The 24,095-nt window shown below is 63.4% G+C and carries 19 protein-coding genes and 2 pseudogenes; 12 read left to right on the forward strand and 9 right to left on the reverse strand.

Annotated features, from left to right (window positions below; translation table 11 throughout):
- The 3 genes from ACIA5C_RS44795 to ACIA5C_RS44805 all read right to left on the reverse strand — a co-directional run.
- Positions 1–184, reverse strand: a 184-nt coding sequence (locus ACIA5C_RS44795; protein ID WP_396066683.1) for a helix-turn-helix domain-containing protein, incomplete at its 3' end; no start/stop codon positions are given.
- A gap of 134 nt (positions 185–318) precedes the next feature.
- Positions 319–1,353, reverse strand: a complete 1,035-nt coding sequence (locus ACIA5C_RS44800) for an alpha/beta fold hydrolase (RefSeq protein ID WP_396066685.1) — start codon at positions 1,351–1,353, stop codon at positions 319–321.
- Positions 1,354–1,763: 410 nt separating this feature from the next.
- Complete coding sequence (locus ACIA5C_RS44805) at positions 1,764–2,675, reverse strand: S1 family peptidase (RefSeq protein WP_396066687.1); 912 nt, start codon at positions 2,673–2,675, stop codon at positions 1,764–1,766.
- A 156-nt stretch (positions 2,676–2,831) separates the two neighbouring features.
- On the opposite strand from ACIA5C_RS44805, the gene ACIA5C_RS44810 reads away from it, so the two are divergent.
- The 3 genes and pseudogenes from ACIA5C_RS44810 to ACIA5C_RS44820 all read left to right on the forward strand — a co-directional run bounded on the left by ACIA5C_RS44810 (position 2,832) and on the right by ACIA5C_RS44820 (position 6,642).
- Entirely contained in the window at positions 2,832–3,491 is a 660-nt protein-coding gene (locus ACIA5C_RS44810; protein WP_396066689.1) for a response regulator transcription factor, read from the forward strand.
- A gap of 227 nt (positions 3,492–3,718) precedes the next feature.
- Positions 3,719–4,582, forward strand: coding sequence for a sensor histidine kinase (locus tag ACIA5C_RS44815; protein ID WP_396066691.1), 864 nt, complete (start codon positions 3,719–3,721; stop codon positions 4,580–4,582).
- Between the two features lie 825 nt (positions 4,583–5,407).
- Positions 5,408–6,642 (forward strand): annotated as a pseudogene (locus tag ACIA5C_RS44820) (IS110 family transposase).
- Positions 6,643–6,787: 145 nt separating this feature from the next.
- On the opposite strand, the gene ACIA5C_RS44825 reads toward ACIA5C_RS44820, so the two are convergent.
- Complete coding sequence (locus tag ACIA5C_RS44825; RefSeq protein ID WP_396066693.1) at positions 6,788–6,955, reverse strand: transposase; 168 nt, start codon at positions 6,953–6,955, stop codon at positions 6,788–6,790.
- A gap of 70 nt (positions 6,956–7,025) precedes the next feature.
- Between ACIA5C_RS44825 and ACIA5C_RS44830 the strand changes: the two genes are divergently transcribed.
- Both ACIA5C_RS44830 and ACIA5C_RS44835 read left to right on the forward strand, forming a co-directional pair.
- Positions 7,026–7,382 (forward strand): transposase, encoded by a 357-nt coding sequence (locus tag ACIA5C_RS44830; RefSeq protein ID WP_396066813.1) that lies wholly within the window; start codon positions 7,026–7,028, stop codon positions 7,380–7,382.
- A complete protein-coding gene (locus ACIA5C_RS44835; RefSeq protein ID WP_396066815.1) occupies positions 7,379–7,639 on the forward strand; it encodes a transposase in 261 nt (86 codons plus the stop codon). The genes ACIA5C_RS44830 and ACIA5C_RS44835 overlap by 4 nt, the downstream gene beginning before the upstream one ends.
- 696 nt (positions 7,640–8,335) lie before the next feature.
- On the opposite strand, the gene ACIA5C_RS44840 is transcribed toward ACIA5C_RS44835, so the two are convergent.
- Positions 8,336–9,550 (reverse strand): MFS transporter, encoded by a 1,215-nt coding sequence (locus ACIA5C_RS44840; protein ID WP_396066695.1) that lies wholly within the window; start codon positions 9,548–9,550, stop codon positions 8,336–8,338.
- 223 nt (positions 9,551–9,773) lie between these two features.
- Complete coding sequence (locus ACIA5C_RS44845) at positions 9,774–10,565, reverse strand: class I SAM-dependent DNA methyltransferase (protein ID WP_396066817.1); 792 nt, start codon at positions 10,563–10,565, stop codon at positions 9,774–9,776.
- A gap of 1,005 nt (positions 10,566–11,570) precedes the next feature.
- Between ACIA5C_RS44845 and ACIA5C_RS44850 the strand changes: the two genes are divergently transcribed.
- Positions 11,571–12,548 carry an IS481 family transposase gene (locus ACIA5C_RS44850; RefSeq protein ID WP_396066819.1) on the forward strand — a complete coding sequence of 326 codons (978 nt, stop codon included), beginning with the start codon at positions 11,571–11,573 and terminating at the stop codon, positions 12,546–12,548.
- Between the two features lie 22 nt (positions 12,549–12,570).
- On the opposite strand, the pseudogene ACIA5C_RS44855 reads toward ACIA5C_RS44850, so the two are convergent.
- A pseudogene (locus ACIA5C_RS44855) lies at positions 12,571–12,726 on the reverse strand (IS3 family transposase); the annotation flags it as partial.
- A gap of 894 nt (positions 12,727–13,620) precedes the next feature.
- Here ACIA5C_RS44855 and ACIA5C_RS44860 point away from each other — a divergent pair.
- A complete protein-coding gene (locus ACIA5C_RS44860) occupies positions 13,621–13,983 on the forward strand; it encodes a hypothetical protein (protein ID WP_396066697.1) in 363 nt (120 codons plus the stop codon).
- Here the strand turns inward: ACIA5C_RS44860 and ACIA5C_RS44865 are convergent.
- Positions 13,976–15,055, reverse strand: coding sequence for a winged helix-turn-helix transcriptional regulator (locus ACIA5C_RS44865; RefSeq protein WP_396066699.1), 1,080 nt, complete (start codon positions 15,053–15,055; stop codon positions 13,976–13,978). The genes ACIA5C_RS44860 and ACIA5C_RS44865 overlap by 8 nt on opposite strands.
- Positions 15,056–15,881: 826 nt before the next feature.
- Here ACIA5C_RS44865 and ACIA5C_RS44870 point away from each other — a divergent pair.
- Positions 15,882–16,814: a 2-dehydropantoate 2-reductase gene (locus ACIA5C_RS44870; RefSeq protein WP_396066702.1), complete on the forward strand. Its 933-nt coding sequence runs from the start codon at positions 15,882–15,884 to the stop codon at positions 16,812–16,814.
- Complete coding sequence (locus tag ACIA5C_RS44875; protein ID WP_396066704.1) at positions 16,804–17,625, forward strand: M1 family aminopeptidase; 822 nt, start codon at positions 16,804–16,806, stop codon at positions 17,623–17,625. The genes ACIA5C_RS44870 and ACIA5C_RS44875 overlap by 11 nt, the downstream gene beginning before the upstream one ends.
- Before the next feature lie 623 nt (positions 17,626–18,248).
- Here ACIA5C_RS44875 and ACIA5C_RS44880 read toward each other — a convergent pair.
- A complete protein-coding gene (locus tag ACIA5C_RS44880) occupies positions 18,249–19,298 on the reverse strand; it encodes a M4 family metallopeptidase (protein WP_396066706.1) in 1,050 nt (349 codons plus the stop codon).
- A gap of 790 nt (positions 19,299–20,088) precedes the next feature.
- Between ACIA5C_RS44880 and ACIA5C_RS44885 the strand changes: the two genes are divergently transcribed.
- The 3 genes from ACIA5C_RS44885 (at position 20,089) to ACIA5C_RS44895 (ending at position 24,090) form a co-directional block, all read left to right on the forward strand.
- Positions 20,089–20,580 (forward strand): transposase, encoded by a 492-nt coding sequence (locus ACIA5C_RS44885; protein WP_396066821.1) that lies wholly within the window; start codon positions 20,089–20,091, stop codon positions 20,578–20,580.
- Positions 20,581–21,979: 1,399 nt separating this feature from the next.
- Positions 21,980–22,462 (forward strand): DUF4913 domain-containing protein, encoded by a 483-nt coding sequence (locus tag ACIA5C_RS44890; RefSeq protein WP_396066708.1) that lies wholly within the window; start codon positions 21,980–21,982, stop codon positions 22,460–22,462.
- Between the two features lie 134 nt (positions 22,463–22,596).
- The gene (locus ACIA5C_RS44895; protein ID WP_396066710.1) at positions 22,597–24,090 is read left to right on the forward strand and encodes a ricin-type beta-trefoil lectin domain protein; all 1,494 of its coding nucleotides are present in this window, start codon (positions 22,597–22,599) and stop codon (positions 24,088–24,090) included.
- The last annotated feature ends 5 nt before the right edge of the window (positions 24,091–24,095 follow it).

Consider the following 24,095-nt stretch of genomic DNA (forward strand, 5'->3'; position numbering starts at 1 on the left):
CCTCGACCCCGCCGGCAACCCACACCCGCCGCCACTGATAGGCCGACTTCGTCGAAACCTCCAGCAACCCGGCGACCTCGACCGCCGACCTACCCAGCGCGAACAACTGCGCCGCCTGCCGCCGCACGCGCTCTCGTCGTGCCCGTTCCTGCTGGTCAACGCCACCACCGTCGCCGTATCGCATACAGCTCAGCAGACTCGACGACGGCTACCGAGACGATCACCCACAAGCGTCACAGTGGATCAGCGCCAGACCCCCAACCCGAAAGGTGTCTAGTCGTGGGAGAAGAAGGCTCTACACACCGGTCCGCGGCCACGTCAGAGACGCGCAGCGGTCATGACCGCGTCAGCGAAAGCGACCGGAGCCTCCCACGGGACGTGCGCACCGATACCCTTCAGGGTCCGGTGCTCGTACCGGCCGGTGAAATGGTTTCGGTAGGAGGCGCCCTCGCCCGGCGGGGTGAACGGGTCACGGTCCGGGTCCAAGGCGACGCTGGGTACAGTGATGGCCGGCAACTTGGCGAGCTTCGCTTCAAGCGCGTCGTACTGCCGTTCTCCTGCAGCGATACTCAATTGCCATCGGTAGTGATGAATGACAATCGCGGCATGGTCGGGGTTATCGAACGCGACAGCGACGCTGTCGAAGACGGCGTCGTCGACGGTCGGCGAGGTCAGTTGCCAGTCCAGCCGGTTCAGATCACGTCGCTTCTGTGGGTCCTCCATGGCGAGCCGGCCCCGCTCGGTGGCGAAGTAAGACCGATACCACCAGTTATGCTCGACCTCCGCGGAGGCCGGCTGCAGATTCGCTGCCAGGCTGGTGATCGCGTAACCGGTTGTTGCCACGATAGCTTTGCATCGTTCTGGCCAGAGCGCCGCCGTGACGCAGGCGACCGATGTACCCCAGTCGAAACCAGCCAGGACGGCCTTGTTGATCTTGAGGGCGTCCATGAAAGCAATGAGGTCGACGCCGAGCGCAGCCTGCTGCCCGTTTCGGAAGGTGTCGGCAGTCAAGAATCGTGTTGTGCCGTAGCCACGCAGGTACGGCACGATGACGCGATAGCCTCGGTCGGCGAGCAACGGCGCAGTGACAGCGAAGCTTCTCGTGCCGTATGGGTACCCGTGCAGGCAGATCACCACCGGACCATTGGCAGGGCCGATCTCGGCGTAGCCAACATTCAGCAGCCCAGCCTTCACCTGCTTCGGCGTATCGAAGGTGTGCAGACCTGCAACAGGCACGTGGTCGTCGCCTTTCCTGGCCGCCATCGCGGGAGCCGCCGTTGCGACAGTCGCCGCAAGTGCCGTGCCTGCCCCAATCCCGAGGCTCTTGCCAATAAAATTGCGTCGGTCGATCATGTAAACCTCAATGCTCGATAGGAAAACTGCATGCGCCGCCCATTCCGCGTGAGTAACAGGTGCGAATGTCAGTGGCCGGCCTGCTGCTCACCGGGGGTAATAGTTGGGTGGTCCGTCCACGATCTCCGATCCGGTTGCCGACTGGTCTACGCATCAACTGTGTGACGTGGCACGACGCATTGAGGTTCACGAGACGCTCGAAAGAAATTGTGGCGATACTCACTGTTGCTCTCGGGTTGTGTTGTTAGCCTGGTTCTTGAGACGGCGGGTCCGCCTCTGAACACCATGGTGGGGGTCGAGCAGGCCTTGTCCCACAGGCGCTGCATCGCGGACCAAGACTTGTGATCTTTCTGGCGACATGTCGGCGCCGACGCCAGACCGTTCCTTGCATGTCGAGCGGTGACGCCGGCCTACGCACCAGGCGTCACCGATCGTCGGTTCTTTTCCTCGCGGAGGTGACCCATTTTCCGAAGTGCGAAAACCGCGACCAATCCGGCTGCGGCCGCCACGGCCAATGCCCGCAGGGGCTCCTGATCGCTGGCCGGGTGGTCGCGGGTAGCAACGGTGCTGTTAATCCATCCGCCGATGTTGTCGGCGCGGGCGCTGTAGTCCTCGCCCCGGTGGGGGCAACTGGGGCCGGAACTGACCACGGCTACAAGCGTGGGACGTCCGTTTCCGCTTTCCCGGAAGTAGGGGGCGCCTGAGTCGTGCAGGCATGGGCTGGTATCGAGGGCTGGCTGGTGTCCGGAGGTTTCCAGCAAGGAACTACCGATGTTATCGACGGTGAACAGGCCGGTCTGGAGCCGTGACGGGAGCGAACGTGGGTCCTGGTCCGAGGTGAGCCCGAAACCTGCGAGTCTGACTACCTCTCCAGGGGTCGGCGTCTCCGCAGTGACCTGTATCGGCGTGATGTCCGTGACGTTGGACGCGAGCTCAGCGAGGGCCACGTCGGTGGTGCTCGACTGAACAACAGCGACGACGTCGAGTACATGACCACCTGTACCGGTGACCTGGGTACGGCCGATGGTGGCTGTCGTCCGCCGGGCCACTGGATGGTTCACCCGCTGGCCATCGAGATTACGGAAACAATGTCCGGCGGTGATCACCCAGCGAGAGGCGATCAACGCGCCCGAGCAGGAGCTATCACGCGTGCCTCCACTTTGGTCGGGCAGCCCTGTCATGCTCAAACGCGTGGCGAACGGATAAGCCCCGTCGTTTGCGTCCAAGCCGTTCGCGACCGCGTGTGCGGGGACCGCGTCCCAAGCCGCGACACCCACAGTTGCCAGCAAGATCAACATATATCTGGACAGGAGCTTGAACATCCCACACCTCCGGTGCATCACGTGAACCAGGACCATGGTGTGAGGCGGGCAGTCTGGCGACCGTCAACGGCGTCCTTATGGTGCCTTTATCAGTGCGGTGCGAGCGTGTGCTTGACAGGCCGAAACATGGCGGTTCCGAGGAAGGAGAGCTCCGGCGTGCGAGTGCTGGTAGCGGAAGACGAGAGACTCATGGCCGACACCGTTGCCGAAGGTCTTCGCCAGCTATCCATGGCAGTTGATGTGGTCTATGACGGCAACAGCGCACTGGAACGGCTCAGTATCAACCGATACGACGTCGCGGTACTGGATCGGGACATGCCCGGCAGGAGCGGAGACGAGGTGTGCCGGTGGGTGGCCGCGTCTGGCCTGCCGACGCGAGTGCTCCTGCTGACCGCCGCAGCAGGCATCCGTGACCGTGTGGAAGGTCTCGGGTTGGGCGCCGACGACTATCTGACCAAACCCTTCGCATTCGCCGAACTCGTGGCTCGCCTTCAAGCGTTGGCTCGGCGTTCCAGTCCAGCGCTACCGGCTGCACTGGAACACGACGGCGTTATCCTGGACGTCACTCGCCACACCGTGACCCGCGACGGGCTGCCGCTGTCACTGTCACCGAAAGAATTCGCGGTCCTGCATGTCCTGCTTCGTAGCCCAGGCAGGGTGATCAGTGCCGAAGAACTGCTCGAACAAGCGTGGGACGAGCACATCGATCCCTTTACCAACACCGTGCGCATGACGGTCATGACGCTACGGCGCAAGCTGGGGGAGCCGCCGGTGATCGTGACCGTGCCACGTGTCGGATATCGGTTTGGCGCATGAGTATGCGATCACCGGGCCGCCGTATCCTTGTGCTGTGCGCAGTCCTGCTAGTCGTTGGGCAGCTCGCTCGTCCGGCTGCGGACTGGCTAAGGCAGTTATGGCGCGATTTTGGTCCGTCCTGGTGTGCAGTACCCTACCTACGGGCTCCGCAGAATCCCTCATTTGTCTGCGAACAACTTTTCCGCCGGCCGAGCATTGCGACGTCGATCTGGTTATTTGTGGTTCTCATGACTCTTTTGGCTATATGTCGCCTAACAGTGGCCTGGTGCCTGCGTGCTTTCAGAGACCTGACTCCGGCCATCGCGAAAGTTGGTCCCCAAAATCTCGGACATCGGCTTCGGCCCGGCTCCGGCCGTGACGAACTCGCAACGCTGGCAAGGGCAATTGACGAGATGATGGATCGGATCGCGGTCGGCTATGAAGCGCAGCGACGGTTTACCGCGAACGCGTCTCACGAATTGCGTACCCCTCTGGCCGTGCAACGTACGCTCATTGAGGTCAGCATGACCCGGGCGTTGAGCGGCGATCAGTTGAAGCTGTTGACCGCGCAGCTGTTGGAATCGAACGAGCGTAACGAACGCCTGATCGAGGGCCTGCTGGTGCTTAGCGAGAGCGACCGCGGGCTGCTGGCTCGTATGCCGTTGCGCCTAGACCTCATTGTGGCCCAAATCCTCGATCATCATCGGGCGGAGGCGGCTGATGTCGGGATCAGAATTACCAGTCGGTTACGGCCACGCACAGTGCTCGGAGAGCAAGTTTTGATAGAGCGGCTGGTCAACAACCTGGTACAGAACGCGGTAAAATATAATCGAGCGGAGGGGACAATCGACGTCGAAGTGGGCGACGATCCAGACTTGAGCGTGACGAATACCGGCGATGACGTGCCACAGGACGAGGTGCTGGCGTTGTTCGAGCCCTTCCGTCGCCGATATGCCACCCGCATTAATTACAGCGGGGGCGCCGGGCTTGGCCTTGCGATCGCGCGGTCCATTGTCCGCGCCCATGGCGGCGCCATCGCTGCTTCGTCGACCGGCACCGACGGCCTACAGATACAGGTAAGGTTCCCGACCGCAGGGCCCGTGGTGCTTTGAGGAGGCTTTGGAGAGCGCCATGCTTTCCGTGACATCTGTCGGTGGAGGAAAGTTCGACTGTGCATATGATTTCTGTCAGCGCACATCAACTCGTCACCGATCCGAGAGTGACGTCGGCTCGGAGCCGGACAAGTAGGTATGGTCTTGTTTGCGTTTGCGATCATGGGGCATCCTTTGTTGCCGTCCTTTCCAAGTGGGTGTTTTAAAGGTGGGAGTGGACCTCGAACCGCGCTGCTCGGTCGCTTGCGCACGATCTCGATCACCGTGCTCAAGGTGTGGGCGGCCCCAGTCGATCAACCGGCCGACGAAGTCCTGGTCAGCGAATACGAACCGGATCGGCGTGAACAGAAAGACGCTCAGCAACGTCGTTTTGGCGCCGTCACGGTCCTGCCCCGAGGCGGCCAAGACCGTGACACCGACCAGCAGGTGGAGCGTGTCGGTGACGATGAATCGCTTACGCCCGTTGATTTAATGGGCGAGAACTCGGGCTCAGTTTGCGGGTCTGAGGGGTGTCGGTGGCCGGCACCGGTGCGACGCCTTCCGTTGATGCGGGCCGGAGCCCCCAAAGAAGACTGGCGAGTCCTGGGCCGGCCACGACGGCGACGTGGGGATCGATGATCGACCGTTACCCTCGTGGATCGAGCCGCCCGCGACGGATGACCTCCGGCATGTTTGAGAGCCGTGGAGCTCTTGCTCGGACCGAGGCCGTCACGGGCCGCTGGGGTCACGAACGGCTAATCGGATGCCGGGCCGTCGAGCCCTGCCATTAGAGAGACGCGTGCCCTGCCTGCGAGAACGTTCGTCGAGACGGGATGTGGACCAGATTTGAGAGTCTTCTGCGGCATTGACTGGGCCAGCGAGCACCACGACGTGGTCATCATTGACGACACCGGCTTACTTCGAGCGCGGGCTCGTCTCGAGGACAACGCCGAGGGACTCGCCCAACTGCTGATGTTGTTGGCAGAGCACGGAGACAGCCCCGCGGAGCCGACACCTGTCGCGATCGAAACACCCCGCGGATTGCTGGTCGCTTGTCTTCGCGCGACGGGCCGGTCTGTCTTCGCGATCAATCCGATGGCCGTTGCCCGATACCGCGGTCGCCACGCCGTAGCCGGTAAGAAGTCCGACCACCTCGACGCCCTGGTCCTGGCGAACATTCTCCGGACCGACGCGGCCGCCCATCGGGTGCTGCCCGCCGACACCGAGTTGGCCCAGGCTATTGCGGTGCTTGCCCGTGCTCAGCAAGACGCTGTCTGGGACCGCACCCAGGCTGGCAACAAGCTCACCTGCGTGAGTACTTTCCCGGCTTTCTGGCCGCGGTCAACGTCCGACGCGAGGGCGTCGCCCACCGGATCGCCCGCGTGTTGCTTGCGGCAGCGCCCACCCCCGAGCAGGCCGCGAAGCTGTCTCGCCCGCAGCTGCGGGCGCTGCTGAAGAGAGCCGGCCGCAAGAACACCATCGATGCCGAGGCGGAGCGACTTCATGTCGCCCTGCGGGCAGCACAGATGCGTCAGCTTCCGCTGGTTGAACAGGCCATGGGACGCCAGAGGATCGCGCTGCTGCGACAGCTGGACGCCACCTGCATCAGCGCAGACGAACTCGCCGACGCGGCGGACGCAGCGTTTTCCACCCACCCCGACGCGCCGATCATCAATAGTTTCCCCGGGATCGGCAAGCTCACCGGCGCTCGAGTATTCGCCGAGATCGGCGACGATCGTTCACGCTTCCGCGACGCGAGAGGCCTCAAGGCCTACGCCGGAGCAGCCCCGGTCACCCGGGCGTCCGGCAAAAGATCCACCGTGCTTGCCCGCCGGATCAAGAACCAACGCCTGGCCGGCGTCGGCTACATCTGGGCCTTTGCCGCCATGGCCCACTCAAACGGCGCCCGAGCCCACTACGACCGCCGACGCGAAGCCAGCGACCGGCACACCGCCGCCCAACGCAACCTGTTCAACCGCCTGATCGGCTGCCTGCACCACTGCCTCACTCAACGCGTCCTCTACGACGAAGCCACAGCGTTTCCACCGCCCTCAAAACACAGCCTTCCGCTCGCTGCTTGACAGCATTCGCGCATCGGATGTCTTCTTGCCCGCGTCGTAGCCGTGGGTGTCCCGGCTGACGGTGTTGGCGGCCTTGACCGACTGCGAGTCGACCTTCCCCCGGTCCGGCACGATCACCCCGGCCGAAGGCTGCGCGTTACGGCCCTCAGCCAAAGCGGATCTTTTCGCGTAGTTCGTCGAGGAGCCGTTCGGTGATCCCGCGTTCCTTCCATCGCTGGAACCAGCCGTAGACGGTCTGCCGGGGTGGGAAGTCCACCGGTAGTTGCCGCCAGGAACACCCGGACCGGTCGGGGTACAAAGGGCGTGTCTCCAAGGGATCATGACGGTGGATGATGTGCGGCGTGATCCGCCGCTATGAGCTGACTGATGCCGAGTAGGAATCTCTGTCGCCGCATCTGCCTTCCGTGGTGACCGGCCGTCGCCTTCGTGACGACGACCGCCGCGTCCTGAACGGCATCGTGTGGAGATCTGCTCCGGTGCCGCTGTGGCGTGACGTTCTCGCCCGCTACGGCTCCTGGAAATCGATCTACACACGTTTCCGCAGATGGGCTTTGAACGGCACGTTCGACAAGATGCTCGTCGCCGCCCAGGCGCAGGCCGACGCGAACGCCGACATTGACCGGCTCATCTCGGCCGGCTCCCCCCGTCGTGCGCGCCCACCAGCACGCCGCAGGAGCAAAGGGGGCACCCGGAAACGGGCGAACCGGATCACGTCATCGGGCGATCCTGGGGCGGACTGACCCCTAAAATCCACGTCGCGTGCGACGGCGTCGGCCGGGTCCTGGCGTTCGTACTGACCGGCGGCAACGTCCACGACTGCACCCGCTTCGCCCGCGTCATGGACACCATCAGCGTCCACCGGCGGGCATGTGCGCCGCAACTCGACGCTGCCGGCCTACCCCGGCATGCCGACACACCGCCACTGGCAGCGCCAACGGGCGATCGCCACGCAACCGCTGATCGAAGACTCCTACCACTGACCCCCGCGTGCCCTTGACATCCGTTGACGGCAGCTCACACATGGGTCCCGAGCGACCGCGACCCATCACGCAAAAGGGAGGTTAACTGGTGCAGCGGGTCGCGATCCTCGGTGCTGGTGGGGCTGGCAAGACCCGTCCTGGCCCGACAGCTCGGCCACCTGCTCGGCCTGTCCGTTACCCACTTGGACGCCCTGCGCTACCACCCCGCCTGGAACGTCGTCCCCGAAGAGACGTTCACGGCCGCGCGACGAGCGCTGGTCGCCGGCGAATTATGGGTGATCGACGGCAACGGCCTCGCTTCCCTGCACCTGCGGGCGGCCCGAGCGGACACGATCATCGTGCTGGACCCGCACCCCGCTGGTGTGTCTTGGCCGGCATCCTGCGCCGTCGGCTGTGCTACCGCGGCGGCCAGCACGCCAACGGGAACTACGACCGCATCTCCATCGCCTTCGTCAAATACGTCCTGCTGTACCGGGTGAAGTATCTACCGAGGGTGCTGACCGTTCGCCCGGGAGTTCCGTTGGGTGCCGACGGCTTGTCGCCTGTCTCGATCCCGCCAACGTCCGGTCCGGGTGATCTTCCTGACCGACTCCAACCCGTTCCTGCACATGCGCGTTGCAGGCACGCAAGCGATCCACCCGCCATAGTCGCCTGGCGAGAGACTTGCATTGGGCAAACGTTCATCGATAATCCGGAAATTGGCAGTCGCACGATCACTTCGTTTTTCGAGGCCGCAGGGCCCATGGGAAAGCCAGTAGGCCACCCATCGCTGCAGCGCATATCGCCAGATGCACGCCGAGTTGCTGCCCAATGAGGCCACCAAGCACGGCACCTACGGGGCGCGCTCCGTAGCTCACCATCTGATAGGCGCCTCGTACCTGAGCTCGCAGCGACGTGGGAACAGTGGACGCGAAGATGGCCGCGACATTGATGTCCTGGAGGGCACGACCTATGCCAGAAAGGAGGAACGCAGCCGATATAACGAGGAGCAAGATGGCCTTGGACCCAGCCGCGATGGCAATCGCCGTCATCGGCGCGGCCGAGAGGAGGCTGCCGACCAGTAGGCCGCGTTGCAAATCTAAAGCTCGCGCTACCGCCGAGGCGACTACAGATCCACCGAATGCGCCAGCGGCCTCAGCGCCAAGGGAAATGCCGACGACATAGACCGGCAAACCTAATGTACGCGTGAGGTAGAGGGCGGACAGCGACTGAAACATCAAACCGAAGAAGTTAGAAGTAGTTGTGAGGCCTAGGGCACGTCGCAATGTTGACGTGTTCAAAATGAACCGTAGCCCGCCACTCAAAAGGCGCGATGATCCGCGTGCCGAGTGAGGGAAGCTTACCCGGCCTATACGGGCAAGACTGCTCGCCGACCAGAGGTAGGACGCGCTGTCGACCGCCGTTGTAATCGGAGCGGACAACAGAGGAACCAGAAGTCCGGCTATAGCGGACCCTGCCATCGAGGCCACGGTGCGGGCACCGTAGGTAAGTGACTGTCCGGCAACGATCTGGTCCTTTGTCAGGAGCGAAGGAAAGACAAAGGCGTCAGCAACGGAAAAGAAAACGGAAGCGGTAGATATAACGAATCCGGTTGCATCAAGGATAGGCAGGCTGAGCTCACCCAGTAACGCCGCTATGGGGATGGTGATCGTGGCCCCAAAGCGGACCAGATCGGCCAGGATCATGGCAACTACGGGATGGCGAGAACGGGCCATAAAACCGCCCGCTGGTATCGCGAACAGAATACTGGGAAGCGATGAGAGTGCGGTCAACCAACCGATTTTTGCAGCGTCGGCGCCTAGAACAATCGCTGTAAGAGGTAATGCAACCGATAGCACCCCGTCACCAGTGGCGGAGCCGGTCAGTGCCGCCCAATATCGTCGGAATGGTTGGTTTCGCAGCGGCGCGAGGCCGTAGTTTCGAAACATATTTACGGTATCTGCTTCGTCGTTTGTGCTGCGCCACTTCCAAAGCGTGGCTTCGATCCAAGAGCCTGTATCGGATCGAAGCCACGCCTCACTGATAACGGGTTACTCCACCCAGTCCTGGTTCTTCATGGCAATACCTCCTTTCGTGTCTTCTCGTGAGTTCCGGTGGCCGCTTGATGGGCACCGGCGGCTATGTTGGGACCAACCTCAGTAGAGGCCGGCGTCAGTTTGGTTTGCGGGCGATGACGAAACTCTTGCGGTGCAGCTCCTCGTCAGCATGTTCCATAAAAGTGCCCTTATATAGCCCATGGACACCAAGCGGGATTAGGTCCGCCCTGCGTAGTAGTAGATCAACTAGATCGGGGGGGAAATGCGAGTACGAGTGTCGATGGCTGGAGCGTCGCCAGGCGGTCCCGTCATCAGTGCTGAATCGTTCGATTAGGTAGTCTGCGCCGCGCGGGTCACGCTCGGATTCCGCGCCCCACATGAATGTCATACTGCCGTCTTCATCGTCAATTACGAACTTCGATCTAAGCCGTTGAAGGAAGCCTTCGGTAGCCAGGTCGAAGACCAACAGGCCGCCGGGCGAAAGTGAGCCCGACACTCCATTGAGAGCGGCGGCCAACTCATGCTCGTCCAACAGGTAGAGGAACGGCTCCCCCAACGTCACTGCTACATCGAACTTGCCCAGGTCTGGCAGATTTCGAACGTCTGCCACCGTAAAGGAAACGTTTTCGGAGCCTGGCTTGGCCGCTGCGTGACGCAACATCTCTGGCGAAATGTCAAATGCCGTTACGTCGTATCCGGCGCTCGCAAACCTAATCGACGCGAGTCCGGTGCCAGCGCCTATGTCCAGTAGGCGCCTTCCGGGCGCCGTATATCTTCTAATAAGATCCAGATAGAGTCCTACCCACTGGTCATAGTCATTGCGCCGATACAGGTGTTCGTATGTGTCGGCATAGGAGTTGTACAGTTCTTTCACGGAGGTCGAAGGCAGATTGCGGGACCGTCCCATCTGCAAGGAGAGCTCCTTCCTTGATGGTTCCGTGTGTCTGACCTATTTAAATGGAACCTCGGCAACCGGTGGTCGATCGCAGTTCCTTCTGGCTCGGTAACGTCGTTCGCGCTTTCTTCGATGCTCGTATCCGACCTCGAATTAGACAATCCCTTAGGGAAGTGATCAAGGTAACATCGGAATGAGTCCGAGGTGAAGGGGTGAAGGGTGCTGTAGGTGACCTGCGTTACATGAACCAGTTGCAATTTCTCGACCGAATCACATGAACCATTTCCGTCCGATGCGGGATTACGGCGGTGTGGTCGTCGTCACCCGGATGAACCTCCGCCGTGAGGGTCCGTTGTGCGCCATGAAGGGCGAGAGGCTGGTGACTGCTATGCCCCGATTGCGGCAGGGTGAGAGATGGCCAGTATGGCCATATGGGTCTGTATACGTATGACGCTGGTCGTGGCGGATTTTGAGCTTTGCCTGTGCCGGTCAATGCAGTTAGTCGCAGACGAGGTTTAGCGGACGCGTTGGCGAGACGAGTTCCGCCGCTGGCGGTCGGACTGTCCTATGGCGAGCAGCGCGATTGCCGTTCGAGTGCCGTCTTGGTGTCGGCTGTAGAAGGCGCTCCGGTCCACCACCCCGTACGGCGCAATAGACGGAGTCTCCAGGGCTGCTCACTCTGCCGTCCGCACTGCGAAGGTTATTGCCGTCGATGGATGCCGTCCAGCATGTCTGTCCTCCTTCATTGAATATTGCTGGGGGCACACCCACCGGTCCGTCGGCCGGATACCCCAGCCGGCCCAAAGCACTACGCGGCGTCCGCGCCTGGCTCACCCCATGGCTCCTGCTGAACCGCTGCTGGCAGGCATGGACACCCAACCCGCCACCGCGTGAACTGCAGCAACTCCTCAACGCCGTGGCTAAAGGCCACGCGCCCTGAAGCTCTAGTTCTAAAACTGCCGGACGTTGTTGACACTTTTGGGTCTCCTGTCCGTAGGAGATTTTGTGCCCCCATCGCTGGAACAGAAGCAGGACCGCCAGGCACAGTACCGCCTGGCGGTGCTGCGCCACGCTGAGGAAGTCACCGGCAACGTCGCCCGGACCTGCCGCTACTACGGCATCAGCCGGCCGACCTTCTACAAATGGCGGCGCCGCTATCAAGACGAGGGCCTCGCCGGCCTGCGAGACCGCTCAAGCGCACCGCATCACTGCCCGAACGCCACCCACGCGGACATCGTCAACAAGATCGTCTATCTGCGGCAGAACTACCATTTCGGGCCGGTCAAGATCCAGATGTACTTGAAGCGGTACCACGACATCACGATCACCAGCTCGGCGATCTACAACATCCTGGTCCGTCTCGGGCTCAACCGGCTACCCGCTTCCCAGCGCTACACCAGCCGCAAGAAACGCTGGAAGCGTTACGAGAAGCCACTTCCCGGAAACCGGCTCCAGATGGACGTCAAGTTCATCGAACCCATCGGGGTGCCCGCCGGCGCGGCCCCGACCAAGGCGCCGATCACTGGCACACTGCCCAAGCAGCGCCGGCGCGCCAGGTGCTACCAGTTCACCGCGATCGACGACTGCACCCGGCTCCGCGTGCTGCGGATCTACCCCCGCTGCGACCAGAAGACCGCTATCCAGTTCCTCGACTACGTCCTGCAACGCCTGCCGTTTCGCGTCGAGGTCATCCAGGCCGACAACGGCGCCGAGTTCCAGACCGCGTTCCACTGGCACGTGCTCGACAAAGGCATCGCGCACACCTACATCAAACCCGCATCGCCGCACCTCAACGGCAATGTCGAGCGCTCGCACCGCATCGACGCCGAGGAGTTCTACCGCATGCTCGACGGCGTCGTCATCGACGACACCGGCGTCTTCAACGACAAACTGCGCGAATGGGAGGACTACTACAACTACCACCGCCCACACGGCGCTCTGGATGGTCAGACGCCCTACGAACGCCTCAAGCAGAAAACTCAGACCCAGCTGTAAACGATCTTCGGCAGTTGCACATCTAGTTACCTATATAAAGACGACAAACTATCGCTGGACCATCGGTTGCAACGACCGTTTGAAACCGCCGCTTGCCGGCTATCAGCCGCTCGACGCGCTTGCGGCCGATCCGGATGCTGTCACGGCGCAACTGCCGATGCACCCGGTCAGCGCCGTAAGGGCGCCCGGACGCCTCCGGAACTCATGAGTGTTGGAGATGAGGTCAAGGCCGACCAGGTCGCGGTCACTAGGCCGTTCGCCGTTTGCGCCACGCATAGTAGGTCGACTCGGCGACGTTGAGGACCCGTCGCAGGAGCGCGACCGCGAAGCGATCACTGTGTTCTTCGATGAATGTCATGACCGTCGTCGAGTCGGGTCGAGCTCCGGCGCGAAAGACGCGCTCGCGGCCTCGAGGATTTCGTAGTCCCGGCGCAGCTCAACGTTTCCTTCACCAGCCGGTGTCTCAGTGGGTCGTTGCTCGGCCGTTCGCTGCGTTCACCGGCGTCGGCCTCGGCCTGGCGGATCCAGTTCCGCAGCACCGGTGATAGAACTGGCCGCCTGCCAGCAGCCGCAACTCGTATCCGGCACGGCTGTGACGTGCCCAGCCGCTGAGGTCGGTGGGCTGCTCGTCGTCGGCGCCGCCGGGCACGACGATCTGAGCGGGCCGGAGACGTACGTGAACGACCGGCGGACGTCCAGGTCGGCTTGCAGGCGCAGCTCGGCTGACCGGCGCCCGGCCGGGTCGGTAATGCCGGCGACTGCGCTCCACGCCCGCCGAAGAGACCACCGCCATGTGGACCCGATTCGCCTGACCAAGCGTCCAGCAGAATCCGCACCGAGCGCGGGGCCTCGCCGCCGAGTCTGGTACAGACCTCGGCAGACGCGGGATCCCCGTGCCACACGGTGAGTCGGGTCCGATCTGGCGGGATCCACAGTGCGCAGGGTCGGGTCATCGGCGCGTTGGTTCTGGTACTTGTCGCGTACGCGTTGATCGGATTCTGGCGTGCCGGCACTGGTGTGGTGACACCGAATACGTCCTGCACAACGCGTCCTGCTACCAGGTGGGTAACCCGTGAGGGATCGTCATGATCGCGCGACCGCCGCCTGCGCGGGCTTCCTATGGCGCAACACGTCGCCAGCACGGATCTTGATGGGTGATCTGGGTTCCCTCGGGTTCGGGGGCCTGATCGGCGGGCTCGCTCGTGCGCCGCCGAACGCGCCGCGCCCACCCGGTACCGAACCGGGCCAACCTGTCGAAAGGCCAGAACGTGAGCGCCACACCGCCCGCGACACGGGGAGCGCCCCAGGTGGTCACATACTCGAGCCCGACGAATTTGCCGATCCCGGAGAGGACCGTCAGGAGCGCCAGCGTCGCGGCGGTGATCGCGGCAACCGCGGCCGCCATGAAGTCGTCCCGCTGGTTCGCATCACGTAGGGCTCCTCACCTCAGTGGGCGCGGCGATGTCCAGGAATCGGCCGATGGCCCCCGCTTTCGCGACGTGAAGGCCGCCCTGCAGTGCTGCATCACCAGGAATCGTGCTTGTTACGACCTCCGGAGGGACTGTCCGGAGCCCACCGAAGATAGTTCGGATGCGGTCGGGCAGATGCGCCTTGCACCCGTGGGCCAAGCCTTCGCCGAGCACGATCAGTTCTGGGTCTGCGACGAGGCAGGCCGCCGCGAGCGCAGACGCTGTTGCGTCGTGCGGGCTGGCGGCCGATCCGTTCGCCGAACACAGGTCGAGTCGGCTCTCGAACAGCTCTAACAACCTTGCCAGGCGTTGAGCGCCGTCGCGGGGAACGCTGTTGACGACGTGACATATCGACATTGTGGGGCCGGTGACGAAAAAGAAGTCGCGAACCCCCCGGGCTGCCCCGAGCTGCCCCTCCGCGATCGCCGCGAGCTGCGCCACCGTACGGACTTGGACGGGGCATGCCAGCAGGTCGGTGAGGTTGCTCTCGAGGATGCGACGTCCGGAAGCCGTTTCAGCTTCCGCGTGAGGCGAGATCCCAATGACTGCGTATTGCGGTGGATGCACCCCCGACGTGCGAAGGATTAGATCACTCAGGCGGTCAGCATTCAGGCCGTTGGGTTGCTTGTTCCGAATGACCACCGGTGCGGCGTCTAAGGCATCGGTCCACGTCATCGTTAGCCCGTCGTTGCTAGGGACGGCGATTACCGCGCGGACCAGCTTCGGCGGAACGCTATAAACGCGGGCTTGCCGCCCTCGGTTGCTCCGATGTAAGCCCACGTGTTCGACCAGTCCGCTGTCGACAACTTTGTTCAGGATAGCGTTGGTCGTGACGACCGATAGGCCGGTCTGTTGGGCGAGGTCACGCGCGGTGACCGAGCCGCGCTGGAGGATCACGCCAAGAATCCGTCGGGTGTTCTCGACCCGGGTGCCGGGACGGCTGAGTGAGAATGAGAAGCCGTCGGGAAATCTTTGGTCCACTCCCAGTTGACGAGAATATTTCTCCTGAGTTCTTGTGGCGGCCTGGGTGTGCCGCATTTCACATCGCAAGAGGGTCGCGGTTGCGTCAAGCCCGTAGTTCCGAAGCAGGTCATCATGAACGTAGTTTTTTTGCTGGAATGAAGTGCTCGCTGACCGTCCCGCAGGTGTTACGGCGTGTCTATGCCGTAACAGCCGGTTGCGACCGCAGGCTGAGCATCAGCGTCGTGGCTAATGTGCGCATCAAGGACGTCATCGGCTATGTATGAAGCGGTTGGGCCAGCGAGCAAGGCGATGGCGGCCGCGACCTCGTCAGGCTCGCTCAGGCGCTGCAGCAACCGTGAGCTCGATAGCGCCTTCAGAACTGCGGGATCCGACTCATGCCGATGGTCGTCAATGCCGCCTCCACAACCTTGGTAGTGATGCCAAGAGAGCCCAGAGACCTTGTTCCAGGTTGACTTGGCCCGAACAGGTGTGACCGTAGCCACAAGATTCCGCCGTCGTGAACCACGGCGCTGGCTTTCCGTCGAGAAGGGCAGACGCGCAAGCGTGCCAACGGGGGAAGCGAGGGGGGCTTCCTCCGTACCTTTTCCCGGCCATCCCTGTCTATTTCGTCAGCCCAGCGCAGTCGACGACAAAGAAGTCAGCGATACTGAGAATGGCGCACTGCGCACTTTCAGATATTCCGCATAGGCGTCGGAAGTGTGCTGCCGCCCCGGTGTCGCAGTCTAAGGAAATTGTAAATCGTGAACGACCGCGGGGTGGCCTTGGCTCAATGCGACGACGGCGTCTTCGGAGGTTTCCGACGGCACGTTTGCCAGCTCCTACCTTGGTAAGAACGACGGCTCACTGAAACGCAAACCGCGAATGAAACGGAAGAACTTACATGTCTGATGAACTTATTCGGCCTCGCGGTATCGCAATTATCGGCGGTGGGGCAATTGGGTCCCTTTTCGGCGCTGTTCTGGCTGAACTTGGCCACCAAGTTGTAATTTGCGGGCGTCGTCCCAATCCTCGGCAAACACTCCGTGTAGATCACGGCAACGAGACCCTCCTTCAGCCCGTCGAAGCAATCACGGATCCGGCCCGGGCACAGCCCGTGGACTGGATTCTGCTGGCCACGAAGGCCTACGACACCAACACGGCAACTGCGTGGCTGCGCGGCCTCCTCGGACCCAGCACGAAAGTCGCCGTCCTTCAGAACGGTATTGACCAGGTAGACCGAGTGCGCCCACTGCTCCCGCCCGCGGTTTCGATCGTGCCGGCGGTGATGTACATCGCCGCAGAACTGATAGAGACAGGGCACGCGCTTTGGACGTTCGGCGAGACCGTCGCAGTACCTGACGACCCGGCAGCCGAGGACTTCGCCCGGCTGTTCACCGGAGCACGCCTGCGGATTGTCCGGCGGCCTGATTTCGCCGTCGCGGCCTGGAAGAAGATCATGGTCAACATCGCGACGAACCCGATCACCACATTGACCGGCCGCCGCATGGAGGTCTTCGCTGATCCCGGCATCGTCTCGCTGGGTGGAACGCTGCTGCAGGAGGCCGTAATGGCGGGGAGGGCCGCCGGTGTCGAGCTGAGCGACCAAGACGCCGCGGACGCCCGCCAGATGATCCGCGAACTCGCTCCGAGCACCGGAACCTCGATGCTGTACGACCACCTAGCCGGACGCCCAACCGAACACGACCTGATCCTCGGCGCGGTGGCGCGGGTCGCCGAAACCCACGGCACCCCGGCCCCGGCCACCAACGCGCTACTGGCTCTACTGCAGGTGCTCCCGGAGAGAACGGGCGCCGCACTGTCAGATGCAGCATGACGCGACATCCAGCGTCTCGCGCTCGCTGGCCGGCTCTGAGCTGCCGAAGCTGGCCGACGAAACCAAAGAAGTCGGCTGGATGCAGAAGCAGGCCGGGAAGTATCCGTTTGAGATCTTCGGCTCGCTGCTCGTCGACGGCCCGTTCGGCTTCGGCTTGGAGACGCAGACGCTGCCGACCTACGGCAGGCCGTTTATGGACCGGCCGGTGAACGTTCTGAACCCGATGCTGACCCACGAGCTGGCGCATCAGTGGTACGGCGACAGTGTGTCTCCGTATACGTGGAGCGACGTCTGGCGGAACGAGGGGCAGGCCGCGTTCTGCGAACTGAAGTACGCCGATGAGACCGGGGGCGGCCCCGACTACTACGGTCAGCGCACGTTGGAGGACATCTACCAGCACAGCGACGAGTTACGCGCGGCTAACCGGCCGGTTGCCATGCCGAGGTCGTCGGTCACCGTGCTCGACGTCTTCAACGAGAACGTCTACGACGGCGGGGCGCTCGCGTTCGAGGCGCTGCGGCTGAAGGTCGACGACACCGAGTTGGCCGAGATCGAGAAGAAGTGGCCGGCTGTCTACCGGGGTCGATCCGCTTCAACCGACGACTTTATCCACCTGGCGTCGAAGATTTCAGGCCAGAACCTCGCGTCGTTCCTGACCGGCTGGCTGTACAGCACTGCGACGCCGCCGATGCCTGGCCACCCGGACCGGACCACCAACCGCGTTACAGCCGCCCGGCGAAGCTCGATCCGTCGTCACGTAGATCGCCGGCAGTGTCCGTGCAATACAAGGCCGCACCCACACGCCACGTGAATGGTGCACGTGCTGGGCCGAGCGGCGATGGTTGTCGGGGCGCTCAGACATGAGCTGGGCCATCACTGAGCGCACAGATTGGCCAATCTTAGGTCGTCGGCCGCGATACGGGAGCTGCCTCGAACTAGTCGGTCGAGCTGCCCCCGACGGCATGCGCCTCGCCGAGCGAGCTGCCCAACTCGTTCTCGACGGATCAAACTCTCGACGCCATGTTTCGCGCGTGCCTTCCGCCCCGTCTCCTATCATCGCCCCGCCGAGCCTTCCGTTATCGACACAGCAGGCCACCGGCTGAACCTGCCAGCAGCCCGACAACCTCACCGACCGCGACACCGAACGCCTCGCCGTGATCTTCACCCACCGCCCCGACCTATGGACCGTCAGTGAGCGGGCCTGGCCATTCGCTGCGATCATGACCCAAAACGACACGGCAACCGCCTCGGCGAATGGCCCACCGCGCCGAACACGCCGACCTCCCGGCATCAACCGCTTCGTTACAGCGATTCCCTCAGGCTCCAGCCCTTGGCATGAATTTGCGTTCTTCGGCATGAACGTCATCAACCAATGGCGGTTCCCATGATCAACTAGGAGGGCGCTAGCGACGCCAGCAGGGTTAAACAACAAGCTTACTGCCGGGACTCCACGTCGATGCCCGCCGCGTGCCAGGAGTTGACCACAGCCGACCATTCGGAGCTGGCTCGGCCGAACATCTCAGCCCCTGCGGTGGCTGTGAACGAGGCGAAGTCAGCGAATTGAGTCGTCGGCGTAGAACTGAGCAGCGCGCGATACCAAATCCGTCCGGCCTTCTCCCACGCGTGACCACCAAAAGCAGTGGCCGTGAGGTAGAACGCATGGTTGGGGATCCCGGAGTTGATGTGCACACCGCCGAGGTCTCTATCCTCGGTCTCGGGCAGGACCATGAAGTCACGCATGTGGGAGGGTTGCGGGTCCTTACCGACTAGCTTGTTGTCGTACGCGGTGCCCGGCGCCTTCATCGATCGCATCGCGTCCAGCTCAATTCCCGGGGTGAAGATCGCCCCACCTAGCAACCAGTCGGCCTCATCCACCGACTGATCTAGCGACCACTGACGCACCAGGGTGCCGACGACGTCAGCAATCGATTCATCGAGGGCTCCGGGCTGGCCTCGGTACTCGAAGTTTGCGGTATTTGCGGTCACGCCGTGCGCCAGTTCATGGGCGACGACATCGATCCCGTATGTCAGATCTCGCATCACCTTGCCGTCGCCATCGCCGATTTTGATAACACTTCCGTCCCACCCGGCGTTGTTGAACTGGCTCGCGAAGTGCACATAGGCCTTGAGTTCCAATCCAGCGCCATCGACAGAATCACGGTGAAAAACCTCCCGCAAGAAATCGCGCACGAGGCCCAATGCGTCGAACGCGCGATTGGCCGATGTGTCGCCGATCGGTGCCTGGTCTTCGATGCGGACTAGAATGGCTCCGTCGATATTGTCTACGTTCCGACAGTCGAATACTCTACGCTGTGCGCCGACCGTTGCACCGTCAATCCGGGGGCGAGTCCGAAGACGCCGGCCGCGCACCTGTGCGGTTGTGCGCAATGTGGCGCGGGCGGCGTCGGCAATCTCAGGGTCGTCAGCACGACTCATCTGGTCCAAGACGTGCGGCGGGACAAAACAGGCAAGTGGCCGCGACATGAAAGCTCCTTCTGGCAGCGTCTCCTCTACCATGTGGACAACGTGCATACCGTCGAGGAGTTCACATCGGACGGGCTGGTCTGATTGGGCGCTGGCCCAGGACCTGGCAAGTCGTGATGGTGTCTGACCTGAATGGCTCGGGGTAGAAGCGCCGTGGTGGCCGACTGTGTTGGTCATACACGGCGATCACCGAGTGGATCGCAGACGTGCCGGACACGACCATTCTCGCCGTGGGAATCGCCCCAGATCGGCACCTCTCGGAGGCCGTGATTCGCTCACTGCTGCAGGCGTTGGCCCAGATGTGCTGTCCGCACTCATCCGCGCCTGACTCGTCGGCTGGCCCGCGCCAGCAAGAACCACACGATTGCTGCCCTGATCGCGCCCGATCGAGGCCGCGATCAAGCGGGATGCCAGTTCGCTGTGAAAGCGGCTCATTTCCGCTGTGGTTTCAGCAGCTGCGCTAGCTTCCTTCGCCGCTCTTGTCGCACGCTGGGTGAAGTACACGCTGACGACTGAAAGACTTCTAACTCTTTGAGTGGTGGAGGGGCCACCAGCAGATCAGGGCGCCACCGAGTGTGGGTAGCGCTTCGTGGATGTCGTCGCGGACTTTCTGCTGGCCGAACTGCCCGCCGCCGGCAAGCTCGCCTTGTCGCGACCGATTGTCGACGCCGGCCACATGAGGGGAGCTTAACGGCGGCCCAAACCGGCCGGAGTCCGGTAGAAGGCGCCAGGTGGGTTCCAAACACCACCTCATCACCTCATTACCGATGCCGGCGGTGTGCCGCTCGTGGTGCTGTTGACCGGCGGCAACCACAACGACGTCACCCAACTCATCCCGCTCCTGCAAGCCATCCGCCGATCCGCGGCAACCCGTCCAGGCCTCCGGAAGGTCGACGCCGACCGCGGCTACGACCACGACAAGTACCGCGTCATGGTGCGCGAACTCGGCATCCACCGGTCGCCCGCCGCGGCACCGGACACGGCTCCGGGCTGGCAAGGTGCGAAAACGAGCTTCGCGCTGCTGCACTGGATCCGCCACGTCGCCGACCCGGAGGGCACCGCTTGGCGGGAGGAGAGCGGCGGCGCCGGGGGCGTCGCCGGCCTGTTCGGCCGAGGTGCCGCCCCGGCCCGCCTGCACCCAGGCGGTGGGCCAGCAGCGCCTGAGCGTCGCGCCGGTTTCATCGGCCGCCGAGATCGTGGACGAAGTCGCCCACACGATCGGCTCCGTGCGGGTTCGGGACTCGGTGCCTCGTGCCGCGACTGTGGTCAACGGTCCGAATGAATCTAATGTGGCGCATTAATGACCGGTCCGCACGAGGCAGAGCCGAGTGCGGACCGGCGGGTTACTGGCGCCTAACGGCCATGTGACTGCGACGGGCTCCTGCTCGTCGATGTGGCACGTCGAGGAGCTGCCGTTGACCTTCCGGCCGACGATCGACCGGGCGTCGACCCGCTGAGATCAGCAACGGTGGCTGAACCGCCAGCGGCAGCGCTTGTGGCAGTGGTCGTGGCAATGCCCTCGGCTATGCTCGTCAGCGGGGCAGCACCCGGAGCGCGGGGTGGAATAGCGCTCAAGGGCATCTCATTCAGCGGTCGCGGCTCTTTGGGGTTGCCCCTGGCATGAGCACCCAAAAGCGACGCGGTACTGGCGACAACAGCCCCAACGTTTGACGCCGTTTCGTTTCCTGTTACCGTGCCGGCAATCTGAGCCGCACCGGCGCCTGCCTGAGCAACGTCAGCGGCAATTCGGGTACGGTTAGGACCCTGGTTCCCCAGTGAAACTTGCGTGGCATGGCTGATGAGGTCGGCCCCGCCGGCCAAAACATTGCCGGCGCCGGTCAATGTGCCCGGAACTTTGTCGCCGGCCGACCCCAGCTTACCTTTGAAGAGTTGCGCGGCGGGACCGGCAACGCCCGCGCCGCTAGCCACGTGGCCGATGGCTTTTTCCGCCTTGGTCATACGGAGGCGCGAGGTTGGGTCGCCCCCATGGCGCTCGAGGGCTCCCTGCACCGCGCCGCCAAAGGTAGGGTCGTGACCTTGTGGGTTTCCCGTTGGTGAAGCCATGGTTCTCCTTAATGGGGAGTGCTTAGGCCTTTCTGGCCCTGCATAGAAGAAACGGTGTCGGGGCCGTCCGGGTTCACGCCGAAAGAGTTCGAGGCGCACGATTCTGAAGGCCGATAACCCTCTCGTGTGAGGACAGCAAGCGCTGACCTCGACGCCACACATTGCGACTGGCGCCTTACAGCACCGGTCAGTGGAGCTATACGCGTGCCGAGGACACCCGCTCATCCCCGTGTTGACGCCACGGCGGATGCCGGCCCATCTCTACCGGCTGAGACGAAACCCCTGATGGAGACGAACATCGAGCACCTGCACAGCGCGCCTGAGAGAGCAAGCACCAATGCAGCGGACGCCGAGAACTTGTATTCTCTCCACGGCTGCCGCTTCATCGCTTCGGCTCGGTGTCGAGGCAGTGAGGACTCGGCGGAAGCGATGCTTGAGCGCTGACGGGAACTGTGGCAACGGACACCTCCAAGGCCGATGGAAGCGGGAACGTGCCCGACCGGCGCTTCCGCCCGGCGTACACCGCGTCCCCTTAAAACGTTGAACCCGGCAATCGGTTCACCTACGGCCGCCGCCGGTGATGTGAACCAATGCCCGTGCTTCTCCGTCCTTGAGGTGTGGAGGACCAAGAGACACATCAACAGCAGGCGGTGGCCGGCCCGGCGACCGCGGTAAAGGACACGGGCGACGAGGCCCGGACGGAAGCCGAAGCGGCACCGGAAAAAGCGCGGGCCAGCTCACCCTTCATTGTCTACATGCAACAGCCGCAGTTTTCCGAGGAGCTGGCGCTCTTGGCCATGTGGGTCCATCAGCTACTTCTGCCGATCTATGCCGAGGAAGCGACTTCCGGCCGGCCATGGTGTCCGCAGTGGTGGCAGCACGCGGCGGCCGTCGCCCATTTACACGGACTCTGGCTGGCGTGGCAGGACCTCACCGGAGCCGACGCCACGCTCGCCGGGCCGGCGACCTGGCACCGGGATTTTCTCGCTCCGACCATGACCACGCTGCGGGCTCCCGACGGTCCTTTCGCCGGCTGTAAGGCTGGCATGCACCGGGACAAGGACGTGCCTTTCGCGGAGCAATACGTCGTCGCCGAATAAAGAATCAAGCGCTTCTGTGAACCCGATCCGGACGCCGGCCGTTTCCTTGACAGCAAGGTTCACACCTGCAGAAAGGAAAAAAAACAATGCGGGCTAGAATTGCGAGACCACGTACGCTGGTCGTGCTAGGAACGGTGGCGGCAGCCCTTGCCGTCGGCATCGTCGGATTCGCGCAGGCGCAGGCGTCGACGGGCGCGGCGCCGGGGGCCGCCGGCGCTATCCGCGGATTCGGCGGGCTCTGTCTCGAGGCGGACCCCACGGCCGGGGTGACGGTCAAGACCTGCGCGGATACGCCGGGCCAGCGCTGGACGGAAGACCCGAAAGAACACCGGCTGCAGGCTCTGGGCAAGTGCCTCGACGTGGCGGAGTCCGCCATTACCAACGGGTCGAATCTCCAACTCGCCGACTGCACCGACAGCGAGTCGCAGCAGTTCCGGTTCTCCGGCGGTGAGTGGGTCAACGGCAACGCGGCAAAGTGCCTCGACGTCACCGACTTCCGGGACGAGGATGGCGCCCCCGTGCAGATCTGGACCTGCACATTCGGCGCGAATCAGAGGTGGACCCGTCCCGGCGCCGGCACGATCGAGCCGGGAGACCAGGACCATCCCACGACCAATCCGGGCAGCACTTCGAGCGCCACGCCGGAGCCGAGCGGCTCGAACACCGGCGCCCCGGACGCTACGCCCGGCCCGAGCGGGTCGGCCAGCGCGGACCCGAGCGCTGCGCCAAGCCCGGGCGACGCCGCCTCCAGTAAGTTCCCCCCAGTGTCTCCATACCTTTACACCGGGTGGGGCAACCCGCCGAACCCCGCCACGGTGATGAACGCTACCGGCGTCAAGGCGTTCACCATGGCTTTCATGCTGGACGGTGGCAATTGCACGCCCAAGTGGGATGCCGGCCGACCGCTCCTCGGCGGCGCGGACGAGGCCGCCATTCGCCGCATCCGGGCGGCCGGCGGTGACGTGGTGGTGTCCTTCGGCGGTGCCAACGGTCGATCGTTGGAGGCGTTCTGTCCCGACGATAAGGCGCTGGCGGCCGCCTACGAAAAGGTCGTCGACGCCTATCAGCTCAAGGTGATCGACATCGACATCGAGGGCGCACCGTACGGACAGGCGGATGTGCAACAACGCATGATCGACGCGCTCAAGGCTCTGCACAGCAGCCACGCGGGTATAAAGATCTACATCACCCTGAGCAGCGGGACGGGGGGGCCCGACGGTTCCCTGATCACCCGGGCCGCGCGCGCCGGCCTGTCCGTCGACAATTGGTCCGCGATGACCTTCGACTGGGAGAACACCACCGGCGACCAGGGCCAGTTGACCGGCCAAGCCGCCGACGGGCTGATGGCGCGGCTCCGCCAGGCTTACGGGATGACGACCGATGAGGCATACCGCCACACGGGGATCTCCTCGATGAACGGCCGGACCGACCAGAACGCCGTGGTCAACCTGCAGGACGCCAAGACGATCACCGAGTATGCCGGTCGGCACCACCTCGGCCGGCTCGCGTTCTGGTCGGTGAACAGGGACCGGCAATGTGGCGGTTCGTACAACAACGATGACTCCTGCAGCGGTATCAGCCAGGCAGACTGGGCGTTTACCAAGATCCTCGCCGGCTACCACGGCTGAGGAGC

Source organism: Actinoplanes sp. NPDC051343 (genome assembly GCF_044455125.1).
Taxonomy (GTDB): domain Bacteria; phylum Actinomycetota; class Actinomycetes; order Mycobacteriales; family Micromonosporaceae; genus Actinoplanes.